This window comes from Nocardia sp. CDC160 (assembly GCF_035818795.1).
Classification (GTDB): domain Bacteria; phylum Actinomycetota; class Actinomycetes; order Mycobacteriales; family Mycobacteriaceae; genus Nocardia.
Genome location: NZ_JAYKYT010000009.1, coordinates 126,881 through 142,879, shown reverse-complemented (window position 1 = coordinate 142,879; position 15,999 = coordinate 126,881). Strand labels below are relative to the sequence as shown.

The 15,999-nt window shown below is 69.2% G+C and carries 15 protein-coding genes; 11 read left to right on the top strand and 4 right to left on the bottom strand.

Annotated elements, in window-relative coordinates:
* The first annotated feature begins 131 nt into the window (after window positions 1-131).
* From VMT40_RS36325 to VMT40_RS36285, 9 genes are all read left to right on the top strand, one after another.
* Window positions 132-1,136 carry an NlpC/P60 family protein gene (locus VMT40_RS36325; protein WP_326364187.1) on the top strand — a complete coding sequence of 335 codons (1,005 nt, stop codon included), beginning with the start codon at window positions 132-134 and terminating at the stop codon, window positions 1,134-1,136.
* Between the two features lie 56 nt (window positions 1,137-1,192).
* Complete coding sequence (locus VMT40_RS36320; RefSeq protein ID WP_326364186.1) at window positions 1,193-2,197, top strand: peptidase MA family metallohydrolase; 1,005 nt, start codon at window positions 1,193-1,195, stop codon at window positions 2,195-2,197.
* Window positions 2,198-2,272: 75 nt separating this feature from the next.
* Window positions 2,273-3,427 carry a glycosyltransferase family 4 protein gene (locus VMT40_RS36315; protein WP_326364185.1) on the top strand — a complete coding sequence of 385 codons (1,155 nt, stop codon included), beginning with the start codon at window positions 2,273-2,275 and terminating at the stop codon, window positions 3,425-3,427.
* Window positions 3,428-3,488: 61 nt separating this feature from the next.
* Window positions 3,489-3,881, top strand: coding sequence for a polyketide cyclase / dehydrase and lipid transport (locus VMT40_RS36310; protein ID WP_326364184.1), 393 nt, complete (start codon window positions 3,489-3,491; stop codon window positions 3,879-3,881).
* Between the two features lie 42 nt (window positions 3,882-3,923).
* Window positions 3,924-4,361 carry an SRPBCC family protein gene (locus VMT40_RS36305; protein WP_326364183.1) on the top strand — a complete coding sequence of 146 codons (438 nt, stop codon included), beginning with the start codon at window positions 3,924-3,926 and terminating at the stop codon, window positions 4,359-4,361.
* Window positions 4,358-5,833 carry an ArsA family ATPase gene (locus tag VMT40_RS36300; protein ID WP_442790125.1) on the top strand — a complete coding sequence of 492 codons (1,476 nt, stop codon included), beginning with the start codon at window positions 4,358-4,360 and terminating at the stop codon, window positions 5,831-5,833. Before VMT40_RS36305 ends, VMT40_RS36300 begins: the two co-directional genes overlap by 4 nt.
* On the top strand, window positions 5,830-6,777 hold the full coding sequence (locus tag VMT40_RS36295) for a hypothetical protein (protein WP_326364182.1): 948 nt from the start codon (window positions 5,830-5,832) through the stop codon (window positions 6,775-6,777). The genes VMT40_RS36300 and VMT40_RS36295 overlap by 4 nt, the downstream gene beginning before the upstream one ends.
* Entirely contained in the window at window positions 6,774-7,778 is a 1,005-nt protein-coding gene (locus tag VMT40_RS36290) for an ROK family glucokinase (protein WP_326364181.1), read from the top strand. The genes VMT40_RS36295 and VMT40_RS36290 overlap by 4 nt, the downstream gene beginning before the upstream one ends.
* A 163-nt stretch (window positions 7,779-7,941) precedes the next feature.
* Window positions 7,942-8,667 (top strand): lysophospholipid acyltransferase family protein, encoded by a 726-nt coding sequence (locus tag VMT40_RS36285; RefSeq protein ID WP_326364180.1) that lies wholly within the window; start codon window positions 7,942-7,944, stop codon window positions 8,665-8,667.
* A 69-nt stretch (window positions 8,668-8,736) separates the two neighbouring features.
* On the opposite strand, the gene VMT40_RS36280 is transcribed toward VMT40_RS36285, so the two are convergent.
* Window positions 8,737-9,234, bottom strand: coding sequence for a polyadenylate-specific 3'-exoribonuclease AS (locus VMT40_RS36280; protein ID WP_326364283.1), 498 nt, complete (start codon window positions 9,232-9,234; stop codon window positions 8,737-8,739).
* A gap of 140 nt (window positions 9,235-9,374) precedes the next feature.
* Here VMT40_RS36280 and VMT40_RS36275 point away from each other — a divergent pair, with 140 nt between their 5' ends.
* Window positions 9,375-10,763, top strand: coding sequence for a class II 3-deoxy-7-phosphoheptulonate synthase (locus VMT40_RS36275; RefSeq protein WP_326313105.1), 1,389 nt, complete (start codon window positions 9,375-9,377; stop codon window positions 10,761-10,763).
* A 69-nt stretch (window positions 10,764-10,832) separates the two neighbouring features.
* Here the strand turns inward: VMT40_RS36275 and pknB are convergent, their stop codons facing one another.
* Window positions 10,833-12,848 carry a Stk1 family PASTA domain-containing Ser/Thr kinase gene (gene pknB, locus VMT40_RS36270; RefSeq protein ID WP_326364282.1) on the bottom strand — a complete coding sequence of 672 codons (2,016 nt, stop codon included), beginning with the start codon at window positions 12,846-12,848 and terminating at the stop codon, window positions 10,833-10,835.
* A 107-nt stretch (window positions 12,849-12,955) separates the two neighbouring features.
* Here pknB and VMT40_RS36265 point away from each other — a divergent pair, with 107 nt between their 5' ends.
* Entirely contained in the window at window positions 12,956-13,324 is a 369-nt protein-coding gene (locus VMT40_RS36265; RefSeq protein WP_326313106.1) for an Rv2175c family DNA-binding protein, read from the top strand.
* Between the two features lie 22 nt (window positions 13,325-13,346).
* Here the strand turns inward: VMT40_RS36265 and VMT40_RS36260 are convergent, their stop codons facing one another.
* Together VMT40_RS36260 and VMT40_RS36255 are read right to left on the bottom strand one after the other, a co-directional pair.
* Window positions 13,347-14,267: a phytoene/squalene synthase family protein gene (locus VMT40_RS36260; RefSeq protein ID WP_326364281.1), complete on the bottom strand. Its 921-nt coding sequence runs from the start codon at window positions 14,265-14,267 to the stop codon at window positions 13,347-13,349.
* An 8-nt stretch (window positions 14,268-14,275) separates the two neighbouring features.
* Window positions 14,276-15,961 carry an alpha-(1->6)-mannopyranosyltransferase A gene (locus VMT40_RS36255; RefSeq protein WP_442790118.1) on the bottom strand — a complete coding sequence of 562 codons (1,686 nt, stop codon included), beginning with the start codon at window positions 15,959-15,961 and terminating at the stop codon, window positions 14,276-14,278.
* Window positions 15,962-15,999 lie beyond the last annotated feature (38 nt).

Sequence of the window (15,999 nt, the reverse complement as noted above, 5' to 3'; positions counted from 1 at the left end):
TCGAGACCTTCTTGACCAGCTCGGGGTAAGAGAACGGGACGACACCAACCGTGGCAGCGCAGCAGCCTCATCGGACACGCAGTCAGCGAACCAGACGACTGGTGGGTGGAGCTCTCACCGTAGGCGCACTCATGGTCGGCACCTCCGGCACTCTCGGCCTCGGATCCGCGACCGCCGATCCGGTCTCCGCACCGGCAACTGCTGGGGAAGCAGTGCAGCGGCTCATCGACCTGTCGCGGCAGTCCGAGCAACTCAATCAGCAGGCGCTCAACGCGCAAGCCGATCTGGACACCAAGGTCGCAGCATCCACCGCCGCCGACAAGCGGGCCGCCGACGCGGCCGCCGCGCTGGACGCGGCCAAGGCCGAGATCGCCAAGTACCGTCCGGTCATCGATCGGGCCGCGACCTCCGCGCTCCTCGGCAGCCGCACCAACCGCCTCACCTCGCTAATGGTCAGCAATTCGCCGCAGCAGCTGCTGGACCAGATGTCGATCGTGGACCTGGTGGGTGCGCGCACCAATGATCAACTGGCGCAGTATCAGAAGGCGACCGACGCGGCCACCGTCGCCGAGAACGCCGCCCGCGCCGCCGCCGACGCCGCGCGTGCCGCCAGCACCGCCGCCGACGCGGTCCGCGCCGATCTGGAATCCAAACGCGCTGCGCTGCAAGGCTCCATGGCCAGTGTCATCGCCGCGTGGGGACAGCTCTCCGCGGGTGACAAGTCCGCGCTGGCCGGTTCGATGTTCCCGCCCGGCTTCGATCGCGACAGCCTGCTCAAGGGTCTGGTCCCCGGTTCGGGCACCAGCGCCCTCGCCGCCGGTCTGACCCGCGTCGGCGATCCGTACGTCTGGGGCGCGACCGGTCCCGACCAGTTCGATTGCTCCGGCCTCGTGCAGTGGGCCTTCCACCAGGTCGGCAAGAACGTGCCGCGCACCAGCCAGCAGCAGGCCAGCTACGGCACGCCCGTGGCCGAGAAGGACCTGCAGCCCGGCGATGTGGTGTTCTTCTACTCTGATATCTCACATGTGGGCATCTACGCGGGCAATGGATTGATGCTGCACGCTTCGACTTTCGGCGTTCCGGTCCAGGTCGCGCCGATGGGCTCCACACCGTTCAATTCGGCGCGCCGGTTCTGATTCAGTGCCCACCATGAGCACGACGAAGGGCCGCGCATGAGCACGACGAGGTGGCGATGAGCGCTCTGCGGAACGTGCGCGGCTGGTTGTCGGCGCGACGGCGATTCCAGTTCGTCCTCACCCTGGTCACGGTCACCGCCCTGACCGCCGCCTGCGGCGCACTGCTCATGATCCCGAACTCCGTGCTGCCGACCCTGCGCGCGGTGGTGCCGAGCCAGGACGGCCTCGTCGCCACGGATCCGCAGGTGGCGCAGGTGAAGCGGACCATGGAGTACTACGGCAAGCCGGTCGCCGAAACCGTGTCCACCGGCACCGGCCGGGTCGGTGTCGTTCTCGGCCATGCCGCCCAGCGCGCCGACATCGATGTGCTGGCAGGCGAACTCGCAGCATCCACCACGGCGGTCACGGACCTGTGGGGTCCGGGCTGGAATCAGGCCCCCGTGGTCGTGGTGGCCTCCAGCCCCGCCGAATTCGCGGCGCTCACCCACGCCGTCGGTGACGTCCCCGCCGAGGTGGCCGCCTCCACCGTCGCCGACCCCCTCCGCCCCGGTGCCGAACTGACCGGTCAGCGTGTGGTTTTCGGCTCCGAAGCCGGACACCGCCTGGGTCCCGACGGCCTGCGCTCGGTCCTGCGCCACGAACTCACCCACATGGCCACCCGCAAGATCACCGTCGACGGCTCCCCGATGTGGATGCTCGAGGGCGCGGCCGAGTACACGGCCCACCGCCGCACGCACCGTCCCGTCGGTCAGATCGCCCCGACTCTCCTGAGCCGCGCCCGTGCCGGTGACCTGCCCACCGACCTCCCGGCCGACGCGATGTTCGACCCCAAGAGCGGCCAGGCCTCCCTCGCCTACGAACAGGGTTGGTCCGCCTGCGCTTTCATCGCCGACCGCTACGGCGACCCCAAACTCGTCGACCTCTACCGCCAACTCGCCTCCGGGCCCAAGGATCATGCGGCGATCGACACCGCCTTCCGAACCACCTTGGGCACCGGCTACCCCGACCTCGTCACCGACTGGCGCGCCTGGATCACCGCCCGCAGCACCGACGGCTCATAGTCCGGCCGTTCCGCCACCGGTCGGTGGGTGAGGTGTGCCAGGGCCATGGCCGGGGTGTGCAGTAGGTTTGGGGGCATGGGCCGAACTCTGCTGGTTACCAATGATTTCCCGCCGCGGCCGGGTGGGATTCAGTCGTATCTGCATGCCCTGGCCCTGCAGTTGCCCGCCGATGAGCTGGTGGTCTACGCGCCGCGGTGGCGGGGCGACAGTCATTGGAAGTTCGATGCGGAGCAGCCGTTTCAGGTGGTGCGGCATCCGACCACATTGATGTTGCCGACGCCGTTGGTGGCGCGGCGGGCGAAGAAGCTTATGCGGGACGAGCAGTGCGATCGGGTGTGGTTCGGGGCGGCCGCGCCCTTGGCGCTGTTGTCGCCGGTGCTGCGGCAGGCGGGGGCCGAGCGGATCATCGCCTCGACGCACGGGCACGAGGTGGGGTGGTCGATGCTGCCCGCGGCGCGGCAGGCGTTGCGTGTGATCGGGGATCACACCGATGTGGTGACCTATGTCAGCAAGTACACGCGGCGGCGGTTCGCGTCGGCGTTCGGGGCGCAGTCGGCGCTCGAATACCTGCCGCCCGCCGTGGATTCGGAGGTGTTCAAGCCGGATCCCGCGGCGCGGGCCGAATTGCGGGAGCGGTACGGGCTGGGGGATCGGCCGACGATTCTGTGCCTGTCGCGGCTGGTGCCGCGCAAGGGGCAGGACATGTTGATCACCGCCATGCCCGAGATCAAGAAGCGGGTCGACGGGGCCGTGCTGGTGATCGCGGGCAGCGGGCCGTACGAGCAGAAGTTGCGGGCCTTCGCCGACGCGATGGGGCTGCGCGACGATGTGGTCTTCACCGGGCGGGTGCCGTCGAAGGAGCTCGCGGCCCACCACACCCTCGCCGATGTCTTCGCCATGCCGTGCCGCACCCGCGGGTTCGGGCTGGATGTCGAGGGGCTGGGCATCGTGTTCCTGGAGGCCTCGGCGACGGGAGTGCCGGTGGTCGCGGGGGATTCGGGCGGTGCGCCCGAGACCGTGCGCGAGGGTGAGACCGGTCGCGTGGTCGGCGGCCGCGATATCGCCGCGCTCACCGACGCCATTGTCGATATCCTCTCCGACCGCGATGCCGCCGCGGCCATGGGCGCGGCCGGTCGCGCCTGGGTGCAGCGGCAGTGGCGCTGGGACCTGATGGGCACGCGACTACGCGAACTGCTGGATCCGACCCTGCGCGCGGGGAGCATCGCCTGAGCCGCAACTCCCGGTCGGCGTGGGTCTGAGCGGATTCCGGTCCTGCGCTAGGCTCAGCGCCGTGAGCAGTATCCAGGTTGCCGACCAGACGTTCGTCGCCGCGCCGGGCTCGGCCGTGGCCGAGGTGCTGGCCGATCGTGCCCGCTGGCGCCGCTGGTTCCCGGACCTGCAATTGCAGGTGCGGGAAGACCGGGGCGACAAGGGGATTCGCTGGACGGTCAGCGGCGGCGCGGACGGCACCATGGAGGTCTGGCTCGAGCCCATGCTGGACGGCGTCATCATGCATTACTTCATGCACGCCGAACCGCGCGGCGGCATTGCCGGTATGTCCGGACGTGAACTGCTGGCCCTGAACCGGACCCGCCGGGTCGCGGGCAAGGTCATGACCTTCGAGATCAAGGCCCGCCTCGAGGCCGGGCGCAAGGCCGGGGTCGCGCCCGCCGCCGCTGTCTGACCGATCCTCCACGTCACAGGCTGAAAGGAAGCGTTGCCGCCCATGGCCGATCGAACTCAGAGGTCGATCGTGATCGACGCCCCCTCGGATCGAGTGATGGCCGTCATCGCCGACCTGGAGTCGTATCCGGAATGGGTCGCCGCGGCCCGCTCGGTGGAGGTGCTGGACAAGTACCCGGACGGTCGCGCCCGCACCGCCCGCTTCGTGCTGGACGCGGGCGTCGTGAAGGACACCTACACCCTGTCCTACACCTGGCGGCCCGACGGCCGCGCCGTGAGTTGGAGCCTGGTGGCCGGTGATCTGCAGAAGGCGCAGGACGGCACCTACGAACTCATCGCCCTGCCGGACGGCACCACGCAGGTCGTCTACGAGCTGACCGTGGACCTGAACATCCCGATGATCGGCATGTTCAAACGCAAGGCGGAGAAGGTCATCACCGACACCGCCCTCAAGGAACTCAAGAAACGGGTCGAAGGCTGACCACCGGCGGTACCGAACGCTCGCCGCGGCCCGCTACCCGTATCGAGCTTTTCATCGGCAAGGGCGGCGTCGGAAAGACGACATTGGCGTGCGCCACCGCCCTGGCCTACGCCCGCACCGGCCAGCGCGTCCTGCTCGCCTCCCTCGACCAGGCCCACTCCCTCGGCGACGCCCTGGGCTACCGCCTGCGCCACGGCGCGAAGCCCGAAGTCGCAACCCTGCCCCTGCCCATGTTCGCCGCCGCCACACCGCAATTCGCGCAAGACCGGGACCCGGGCTCCGCCGCCGAGTTCAGCGCTGCGTGGCGAGGCGGCGCGGCGGGCGAACCGGCTTTCGGCACCGCGTCTCCGGGAGAGTCCGCTCGACCGATCTCCCGTGGCGACTCGTTGGCGGACGCACCGTCTCTCGATGTCATCGAGGTGGATTCGCTTGCGTTGCTGGAGGATCGGTTTCGGCAGGTGTTGGTCATGGCGTCCGGGGCGGGGCATGAGCATGGGTTCGATCTGGGGGCACTGGATCCCGCCGAGTTGACCGGGCTGCCGGGGGTGCAGGAACTGCTGGCCCTGTTGGAGATCACGCAGTTCGGCAAGGACGCGCGGTGGGATGTGATCGTGGTGGACTGCCCGCCCTCGGCGGACATGCTGCGCATTGTCACCACGCCGGATACTTTGCTCGGCTATCTCGAGCGGGTGTGGCCCGCGCACAACCGGACCATGGAGGCCATCGGCGCCGATTTCCGCAAGGCCGTGTTGGCGGTGACCGTCGAGCAGATCGTGGCGGCGGTGACCGAGGCCCGCGACCTGCTGGCCGATCGCACCCGCACGGGCGCTCGCCTGGTGACCGCCGCCGAGCGGGTGGCGGTGGCGGAGTCGGCGCGGGTGCGTTCGGCGGCCGCCCTGTTAGGACTGCGCCTCGACGCGGTACTCGTGAACAAGGTGCTGCCCGAGTTGCCCGCCCCCGATCCGGCCGAACCCCCGCACCCCGCTGTGCAGTGGTACTTCAACCGGCGCGGCGAGCAACTCGACGTGGTGACCGAGCTGAGCAAGCGGCTACGCGGGGTCGCGGTGCAGGTCGTGGGCCATGCCGGGGCCGAGCCGGTGGGCCTGAGCTCCCTGGCCGCCCTGTCCTACGCCGTGGACGCGAGTGGTAACTGGGTGGGATGGCCTCCGGTACCTATGCTTGGCACAGATGCGGACGGTGTGCTGCCCGTCCCCGCCGAGCCGGTGGTGCGGCTCGAGTCCGGGGCGGGCGCGGCTTCGCTGTTCGCGATGCGCATGCATCTGCCGGTGGTCGATCCGTCGACCCTGCGGCTGGGACGAGTGGAGGACGATTTGATCGTGGGAGCGGACGGGGTCCGGCGGCGCTTGCCCCTGGCCCCGGTATTGCGGCGGTGCACGGTCGAGACCGCCGAGCTCGACGGCGACCAACTGGTCATCCGTTTCCGGCCCGACCCCCAGGTCTGGCCGAAATGACCACGACCCACCCGCGTCCCGGCCACCCCGACGAGAACCTCGGCGAATTCGCCGAGGAACTGCGCCTGCTCGCCGAGGCCGTCCTCGAACGCGTCGAACCGGTGCTGCGCCGCACCGCCTCCGACGGTCGCACCGAATGGTCCAGCTGCAGTTGGTGTCCGGTGTGCGCGGCCGCGGCCATCGTGCGCGGTGAACATCACGACGTGGTGGCGGCCATCGCCGACCACGGCACCGCCATTGTCACGGTCCTGCGCGAGGCGCTGGCGGGTGTCCCGGTGGATCCGGTGATCCCGCCCGACCTGGACCCGGATTCCCCGGAATACCACGTCTGGCAGCACTATTCGAAGCGGGGCGAAACCTCGTCCAGCGCAACGGATCTGCCCTTCGCCGACGCCTATGCCGCGGCGCGCGGAGAGACGGATTCGGAGGGCGCGGGGGAATCGCCCACGAGCGGAAGCGAATCCGCGCAGCCGGGTCATCCGCACGCCACCGGCGCGGGCCTGGCCGCGGTCTTCGCCCGCTTCCTGGCCGGTGTCCAGGGCCGCGCGGCCGCCCGAAACCAGGCCCAGCACAACCCGTTCGGCACCGAGACTGGCGTGCGCGATGCTCGCGAGCCGGAATCCGATGGGGGAGAAGGTGTCCCGGGCGCGGATTCCGGAGATCCCCTCGGCCACGGCCCGGGCGCGGCTCGCCGCCCAGGCGGCACCGCGGGCAGCGGGGCCACCGCCGGAACCCGACGCACCTTCGACACCTCGCCCGGACCGATCGGCCCGCCCGGCGGCATGCCGTTCGGCCCGCCGGTCGCGGCCCCCGCGCCCGACGTTCGCCCCGATCCGGCGGCGAGCCCGGACCCCGCCTCGGCCCCCGGCGGCACCCGCCCCGGTGCGGGTCGGCGCCCCAAGCGCGCCAAGTATGTGCCCATCGACGTGAACATCAAGGCATGAGAGAGGGTGGAGACGTGCCGCTGACCGTGGGAATCGATGTGGGCGGCACGAATATTCGGGCGTCCGTGGTCGACGGGTCGGGCGAGGTGCTCGATACCGTGACCGCGCCGACCCCGCATTCGGCCCGCGCCCTCGAGGATGGATTGGCCCGCGCCGTGCGGGAACTGAGCGCCCGCCATGCCATCGGCGCGGTGGGGCTGGCCGTCGCCGGATTCGTGGACGAGGACCGCGCCACCGTGCGGTTCGCCCCGCATCTGCCGTGGGAGGACGCGCCGGTCGCGCAGCGGCTCACCGACCGCCTGGGCCTGCCGGTCATTCTCGAGCACGACGCCAATGCCGCGCTGTGGGCCGAGTACCGTTTCGGCGCGGCGGCGGGCGGGCGCAATGTGGTGCTGGTGGCCATCGGCACCGGCATCGGCGCGGCCCTGCTCAGCAATGGCCAGCTGTATCGCGGAAGCTTCGGTGTCGCGCCGGAACTCGGGCATCTGACGGTGGTGCCCCAAGGCCGCGCCTGCCCGTGCGGCAAGCGCGGCTGCTGGGAAAGGTATTGCAGCGGAACGGCTCTGGTCGACACCGCGATCGAATTCCTGGCCACCGACCCGCAGCGCTCCACCCTGATCGCCCGCGAATCCGGCCGCGATCCGGGCTCGCTCACCGGCCGCCGGGTGGCGGGCGCGGCCCAGGACGGCGACCCGGTCGCCCAGGAGGTGATGGCCGACTTCGCGCGCTGGCTGGGCCTGGGCCTGGCCTTCGTCAGCGACATCTTCGACCCGGACCTGATCGTGGTCGCCGGTGGCGTCAGCAGCTCGGCCCCGCTGTTCCTCGACGACGCCCGCGAGCACTACGCCGCCTCCATCACCGGTGCCCGCCACCGCCGCCTGGCCCGCATCCGCACCGCCCAATTGGGCGAGGCCGCGGGCATGATCGGCGCGGCCGAACTGGCCCGCGCGGCGGTACCGGAAGAGCAGGACGCGGTCCCGGTGGCCCAGGCTCGGCGCTGACCGTCGGGAAGATCAAGTCCACGACTCGGGACGAAAGTCCCGACATTGGAGAAACCACTTCCCACCGGTTGGTTACCGCGAGGTCTCGGCGGTAGGGTAGGCAAGCAGTGGTGGTGCCCGCAACGAGGCCGGTCCCGGGTATCGAAACAGGGGAAAGGACGCAATGTTCTACTGGCTGCTCAAGTATGTGTTCCCGGGTCCGTGGATGCATCTGATCAACCGCCCGAAGGTGGAGGGCGTCGAGAACATCCCGGCCAAGGGCGCGGCGATTCTGGCCGGAAATCATCTGTCGTTCACCGACTGGCTGTTCACCCCGCTCATGAGCCCGCGCCGGATCACGTATCTGGCCAAGGCCGAATACTTCACGACCCCCGGCCTCAAGGGTCGTCTGCAGAAGTGGTTCTTCTCCGGTGCCGGTCAGTACCCGATCGACCGGTCCGGTGCCGACGCCGCCGAATCCGCCCTCAACACCGCGCGCAAGCTGCTGGATGAGGGCCGCCTGGTCGGCCTGTACCCCGAGGGCACCCGCTCCCCGGACGGCCGCCTCTACAAGGGCAAGACCGGTGTGGCACGCCTCGCCCTGGAGACCGGAGTGCCGGTGATCCCGGTAGCCCTGATCGGCACCGACGAGGTGTGCCCGCCCGGCCCCTTCCGCTGGCGTCCGCGCCGGGTCACCGTGAAATTCGGTGCGCCCATCGACTTCTCGCGCTACGAGGGCATGGGCGGCAACCGCTTCGTCGAGCGCGCGGTGACCGACGAGATCATGTACGAGCTCATGCGGATGGGCGATCAGGAGTACGTGGACGTCTACGCCGCCAGCCTCAAGAAGGGCGTCCCGTCCGGTAGCCGCCCGGACGCCGACCGCATCCCGCAGACCATCGCGAGCTAGCCTCTGAGATCAGATAGAAAGAGAAAGGCCCCGAGAGACACTGTCTCCCGGGGCCTTTCGCATTCGCGATCAGGAAGCCTGTAGCCGCCGATAGGCTTCGATGGCCTCGAACTTCGCCAGATTGTGCCGCGCGTCGGCCAGCGCGTCGTGCGCGTCCTTCGGCACCGGCGGCAGCGGCGGCCGACCGTGCTGCTCCCAATGCTGGCGCAGCTCATTGGTGTAGCGGGGCAGCGCGTTGGGCAGATCCACCATCGACCCCCACAGCTGGCACAGCGCGACATGGTCGTAGGCCCCGACCCACGCCCACAGCTCGGGCTCGACGCCCGGGCGCGGCACCAGGAACTTGTAGAGGTCGTCGCGAATCCGCTCGCGCGAGCGCCACAGCGGCGATGACGGCGGCGGTAGCTTCGGCAGCACATTGCGGCGGACGAACGGCCCGGCCCTCTCGGGATCGAATTCGGTGGAGACCGCGTAGAACTCGCGTCCGTCCTCGCACACCACCGCGATGGAGACGAGGTCGATGACGATCCCGTCCTCGATGAATTCCGAGTCGTAAAAGTACCGCAGTGAGATGGGTCTCTCCTCAGCTCAGGCCAGCCGACGATCGAGGCAGATCGTCCGGTCACAGCCTAGGCGTCCGCCCGGTGTGAGCAATTCAAGCCCTGGGGGTGGTCCAACTCACCAAGGTCGATCCGTATTCTGAACGGGTGAACTGGACCGTCGACGTACCGATCGATCGCTTGCCGGAACTTCCTCCGCTGCCCGCCGAGCTCCGTCGGCGCCTCGACGACGCACTGGCCCGCCCGGCCCTGCAGCAGCCGTCCTGGGATCCCGAGCAGGCCGCCAAGATGCGCACCGTGCTGGAGTCCGTCCCGCCGATCTGCGTGCCCGCCGAGGTGGAGGAGCTGCGGCTACGCCTGGCCGAGGTGGCTCGCGGCGAGGCCTTCCTCATGCAGGGCGGTGACTGCGCGGAGACCTTCGCCGACAACACCGAGCCCCACATTCGCGGCAATATCCGCACGCTGCTGCAGATGGCCGTGGTGCTCACCTACGGCGCGAGCCTGCCGGTGGTGAAGGTGGCCCGCATCGCGGGCCAGTACGCCAAACCCCGCTCGTCCGACACCGATTCGCTGGGCCTGAAGTCCTACCGCGGCGACATGGTGAACTCCCTCGCCGCCGAGCCCGCGCTGCGCGAGCACGATCCGTCGCGTCTGGTCCGCGCCTACGCCAACGCCTCGGCCGCCATGAACCTGGTGCGCGCGCTGACCTCCGCGGGCATGGCCGACCTGCACAAGGTCCACGACTGGAACCGCGAGTTCGTGGCCCAGTCCCCGGCCGGTGCCCGCTACGAGCAGATGGCCACCGAGATCGATCGCGCCCTGGCGTTCATGAAGGCGTGTCGCGTCAACGATCCCAACCTGTCGAGCGCTCGCCTGTACGCCAGCCACGAGGCGCTGGTCCTCGACTACGAGCGGGCCATGCTGCGCCTGAGCGAGCACCCCGTCACGGGTGAGCCGGTGCTCTACGACCTGTCGGCCCACTTCCTGTGGATCGGCGAGCGCACCCGCCAGCTCGACGGCGCGCACGTCGCCTTCGCCGAGTTGGTCGCCAACCCCATCGGTCTCAAGATCGGCCCGACCACCACGCCCGAGCAGGCCGTGGAGTACGTCGAGCGCCTGGACCCCAACAATGAGCCCGGCCGCCTGACCCTGGTCGCGCGCATGGGCAATGGCAAGGTCCGCGACGTGCTGCCCCCGATCATCGAGAAGGTGCAGGCCACCGGCCACCAGGTGATCTGGCAGTGCGACCCCATGCACGGCAACACCCACGAGGCCACCACCGGCTACAAGACCCGCCACTTCGACCGCATCGTCGACGAGGTGCAGGGCTTCTTCGAGGTGCACCACGCGCTGGGCACCCACCCGGGCGGCCTGCACATCGAGCTCACCGGCGAGAACGTCACCGAATGCCTCGGCGGCGCACAGGACATCAGCGACCTGAACCTGGAAGAGCGCTACGAGACCGCCTGCGACCCGCGCCTGAACACCCAGCAGTCCCTCGAGCTGGCCTTCCTGGTCGCGGAGATGCTGCGCTAGGCAGAGCACAACACGAGAGCCCGGACCGTGGAAACGGTCCGGGCTCTTGCGTTTCCGAGCCTTTGAGAATTAGGGAATCGCAACCAAAGTGACCGTGGAACCCGGTTCGACCGCGTCGCCCGGGGCGGTGCTCTGCGAAATAATGATCGAACTGTCGTTATTGGCCAGCTGCCGCACGCTCACCGACAGCCCCAGCGCCTGCAGCTTGCTGCGCGCCGTGGAGACATTGGCCCCCAGGAGATTCGGCATCTCGATCGCGCTGTTCACGATCAACACCACGCCATTGCCGGATTCGGTACTGGTCCCCGCGGCCGGATCGGTGCCGATCACCGAGCCGGACTTGATCTTCGCGTCGAACTGGTCCCGGGTGGAGCTGACGGTCAGTCCCGCCTTCTGCAACGCCGTCTTGGCCTCGTCCTCGGTCTTGCCCCGCACATCGGGCACCTTGACCGGCTGAGATCCCTTGCTGCGGTAGACCTTCACCTGAGCATTGGCCGGGAGCACGGTGCCGGGGGCCGGATCCACCTTGGCGAGTGTGCCTTTCGCGGCCGTACTGCCGACCTCACCGCCGTCCACGGGCGTCAGTCCCGCATCCCGAATCGCCTTGTTGACCGATTGAATGTCCTGTCCGGCTTGCAGATCCGGCACCTTCGGCTTCCCGCTCGAGACCAGCACCGCGACCAGGGAACCCTTGGTGATTCTGGATCCCGCCGCCGGATCGGTGCCGACCACATTGCCCACCGGCACGGTATCGGAGGCCTTGTTGCGGGTCTCGGTCTTGAAGCCCGCGCCCTGCAGCGTGGCGATCGCCTTGTCGGTATTCATTCCCGCGATGGACGGCACCGCCGAATATCTACCGACCCCGAGCCACCAGCCGCCGATGCCCAGCAGCACCGCCAGCGCCACCACGATGCTCAACCAGATGATGACCTTGCGCCGCGACCTGCCACGATCGGAGATCAATTCCGATTGATACCCATGGTCGTTCGGTGGTCCCTGCGGCTGCGGTGCGTACCCGGGCGGCTGATACTCCGGAGCCAGCTCCCGCGCCGCCGTCATGACCCGGGTGTGCTGGTGCGCCTGCGGCTGTACGTGCACCGTCGGCGGGTCGGCGGGTAGTCGCGTGGTCAGATCCGCCGCGCCCGGAATGGGCCGCGCGGGCGGATGGTAGGGCTGATGCGGCGCGGGCGTCGGTCCGACGCGGTACTTGGCGCTGAGATGCTCGGCCGATTCGGTCGGCGCGGGCACCCGATACTCCGGCAGCTGCAATTCCCGTGCGATGCGCCGCAGTTCGCCCGCCATCTCGGTGGCATTGGCGTAGCGGTGCATGGGTTCGCGCGCGGTGGCGTGGGCGACGAGGTCGTCGATCTCCGCGGGCACGCCGGAAATGAACCGGCTCGGCGCGGGCACGTCCTTCTCGACCCGCTGCAGGGCGATGGACAGCGAGTTGTCGCCGGTGAACGGGGTTCGCCCGGTGAGCATTTCGAAAATGAGCACGCCCGCGGAGTACACGTCGCTGCGCGCGTCGGCGGTGCCGCTGGTGACCTGTTCGGGGGACAGATAGGCGGCCGTGCCGAGAATCACGCTGTCGGAGGTGATCTTCGCCTCGGCCACCGCGCGCACCAGACCGAAGTCGGCGATCTTCACCTCGCCCGAGTCGGAGATGAGCACGTTCTCCGGCTTGATGTCGCGGTGCACCAGCCCGGCCGCGTGCGCCACGCCGATGGCGGCCAGCACGGGCTCGGCCACGGCGCGCACCGCGTGCGGCGGCATGGGCCCGCGCTCGCGCAGCAGTTCGCGCAGGGTGCCGCCCTCGACGAGTTCCATGATCAGGAAGGGGTGGTCGCCGTCCACGCCCTGGTCGTACACCGCGACCAGCGACGGATGCTTGAGTTTGGCCACCGCGCGCGCCTCGAGTTCGAAGCGGGTGAGGAATTGCGGATCGGAGGCGAACTTCGGATCCATCACCTTGATTGCAACCGGTCGGTCCAATCTGGTGTCCACCCCCCGGAACACCATGGACATGCCGCCACGCGCGATCGGCGCGTCGATGCGGTAGCGCCCTTCCAGCATCTGGCCGATCAACTGCAACCCTTCCGATTTTGTCGAAGCCGCCCCGTGCGGCTCACCCGATGGTAGTCGCGCCGGGGTGTGATGCGACGGTGGCGACGCGAGAGACTACCGTGGTCCGGGTGAGTGCCTTTCCTTGCAGCGAAGACGTCCTGCCGGATTCGGTGACCCTGATCCCGCTGCCCGACGTGGCCGAGCAACTGGGCATGGTGGTCACGCGGGTCCACCAGATGCTGCGCGACCATCAGATAATCGCGGTGCGCCGCGATGGCGTTGCCGGAATTCCGAAGGAGTTCTTCGATTCCACCGGCGCGGTGGCCAAACACCTGACCGGTCTCATCACGGTCATGCGTGACAGCAAATACACCGACGAGGAAATCCTCGAGTGGATCTACACCGAGGACGAGTCCCTGCCCGGTCGCCCCATCGACGCCATCCACGGGCCGCTGGCCCGCGAGGTGATCCGTCGCGCGGCGGCCGATCCGTTCTGAAATAGCTGGACGAGCGTCGCGGTCAGTTCCGCAGTGGACTGGCCGCGACGAATTCCCGTGCCGCGACCCGCAAACGCCGATGCTGAGGGACGACGGCCCGGCGGGTGAAAACGGCGTAGTCGGCGCGTTCGATCTCATCGAGAATTCCGCCGTAGAGCGTGGCCGCAGTCCGAATGGCCGGGCGCACCCGCGGCGCGAGCAAATCGATCCCCGGAACGGCCCGGCGATAAATTCCGCGATTGATCGCGATCAGATGGGCCAACGCCCGCCGCACCCGCGGATCCGTGCGCCCCGATTCCCGGCACCGAAACAGCAGGTCGGCATCCACCCCGAACGCCGCCAATTCGTCGGCGGGCAGATACACCCGCCCGCGATCGAGATCCTCACCGATATCCCGCAGGAAATTGGTGAGCTGGAATGCTTCTCCCAACGCGGCCGCCGCCGGTTCGGCATCCGCGGTCGGGACCACGGTGCCCAGCACCGGCAGCAGTTGCAGCCCGATGGCCGCCGCCGACCCGCGCATGTACTCGTTCAGTTCCGCCATGCTGGCGTACCGGTCGCGGTACTGCGGTCCGCCCGGAATATCCATGCGCATGGAGTCGAGGAACACCCAGAAGTGTTCGGCCGCAATCGAATACCGCCGAATGGTGTCGGAGACCGCCAGCAGCACCCGGGCCTCGCGCCCGTCGACCGCCTCGATCGGCGCGTCCACCAGCCGCGCCCGCAGTTCGTGTTCGATCCGATCCAGCCGAGCCGCCGACTCGGCCGCCCGCTCCGGCGCGTCGCTGGCGTCCACGATGTCGTCGACCAGCCGGGCGAACGCGTAGAGCGCGTGCACCGCCGGTCTTCGCTCCGGTTCCAGCAGGCGGGTGGCCAGAAAGTAGGTGCGCCCGTGGGCGGCGGCGATCCGGCGGCAGTCCCGGTAGGCGCGATCCAGCGGCATGGGCGCGGTCACGCCGCGCCGGGCGCGGCCGTGCCGCCGAGCTGCTCGGCGGGCGGGTGGGTGTCGGTATGCGGGTGTGCCGCACGCAGTTTCAGCGGATCCACCTGGACCAGCGAGAGCGCGGCCACTACCGCGGCGAAGATGGCCAGGGTGCCGTGCACGTAATTGGTGACGGGCGCGCCGTCGGGCTGGAAGATCAGCATGAGCCACGTGCACAGGCCGACCAGGATCTGCAGCGTCCGGGTGGACAGCGCGAAACCGGCCGCCAGCGCCAGCGGCCAGGAGTAGTACCAGGGCAGCGCCGCGGGCGAGAGGATCACAATGGCCACGAACGCCACGAGAATGCCGAGCACGGCCTCTTTCTCGCTGCTCTTGAATCGCCACCAGGCCCACACCAGGATCGCCACCATGACGGCCGCGCACATGATGCGGGTGACGTTCAGGACCGAGTCCATCGACAGCGGCGTCACCCAGGTGACGACGTGCGCCATGATGGTCGGCAGCGAGAGCCAGTTGATGATCTTCTTCGAGCCCGACAGCGCGGTCAGCCAGCCGATCTGGTGGTCGCGCAGCCCGGTGGCCCAGGTCGCCACCGCGAACACGGCCGCGAAGACCGCCACCCCGAGCGCGCTGATCTTGGCGAAACTCAGGACGGGATGCGGCAGTTCGCCCTCGTTGCGTGCTGCGCGGCGCTCGCGTTCGTGAATCATCCAGATCCACACCAGGAATGGCAGGGCCACGCCCGCGGTGGCCTTGACGGCCACGCCGACCGCGACCACCACGATGCCCGCCACGTGATGGTGTTCGAGCACCAGCGCGATGCCCGCGGCCATCAGGCCCACCATGAGCATCTCGTTGTGCACGCCGCCGATCAGGTGGATCAGCACCAGCGGGTTGAGCACCGCCAGCCACAGCGCGGTGGTCGGCTTGCCGCCCAGATGCTTGGTCAGGTGCGGGACCGCCCACACCATGAGCGCCAGGCCGGGCAGCATGACCAGCCGCAGCGCGATGGTGCCCGCGACCACATTGTCACCGGTGATCGTCGTGATGGCCCGCCCAATGAGCAGGAAGATGGGCCCGTACGGCGCGGTGGTGGTGAGCCAGACCGGGCTCACATTGTCGAGCACCATCGCGGCGTTCGCCTTGAGCTCCACCGGTCCGTACACGTACGGGTTGATGTTGTCGCGCAGCATCGCGCCCTGCGCGAGATACGAATAGGCGTCGCGGCTGAACATGGGCACCGCGGCCAGCAGCGGGGTGATCCAGATGCCGACGATGGCGCGCAGCTCGTTGAGGGTCACGTCGGTGCCCGGCTGTTTGCCGATGACGATGCGCCCCAGCCGGACCCACGCCGTGATCATGGCGATCACGCCGATCCACACGAACAGCGACGACAGCACCAGCCCGTGCCCCATGCGCAGCCAGGACAGGTGCATGGACTCGAGCAGGGGGTCGGTGCGCCGGGTGCTGCCCGCGCCGAAGCCGCCGAAGGTGATCAGCAGCGCGCCGAAGAATCCGAGGGTGGCCGAATGCCCGGCCGGGCCGCGCACGAAGTCGCCGACGGTGTGCATCCACCCCGTGGTGTTGCGCTTCCAGCCGTGCGATGCGGGGCCGTCGACGGTCGCCCGCGCGGCTGCGGTGGAGCTCTGCGCGGTGTCCGTGGCGATGGCGGCGTCCGTATCGGGGGTCGGCATAGGCGGTTTTCCCCCCGGAAAGGTCGGCGGCGGCGGCC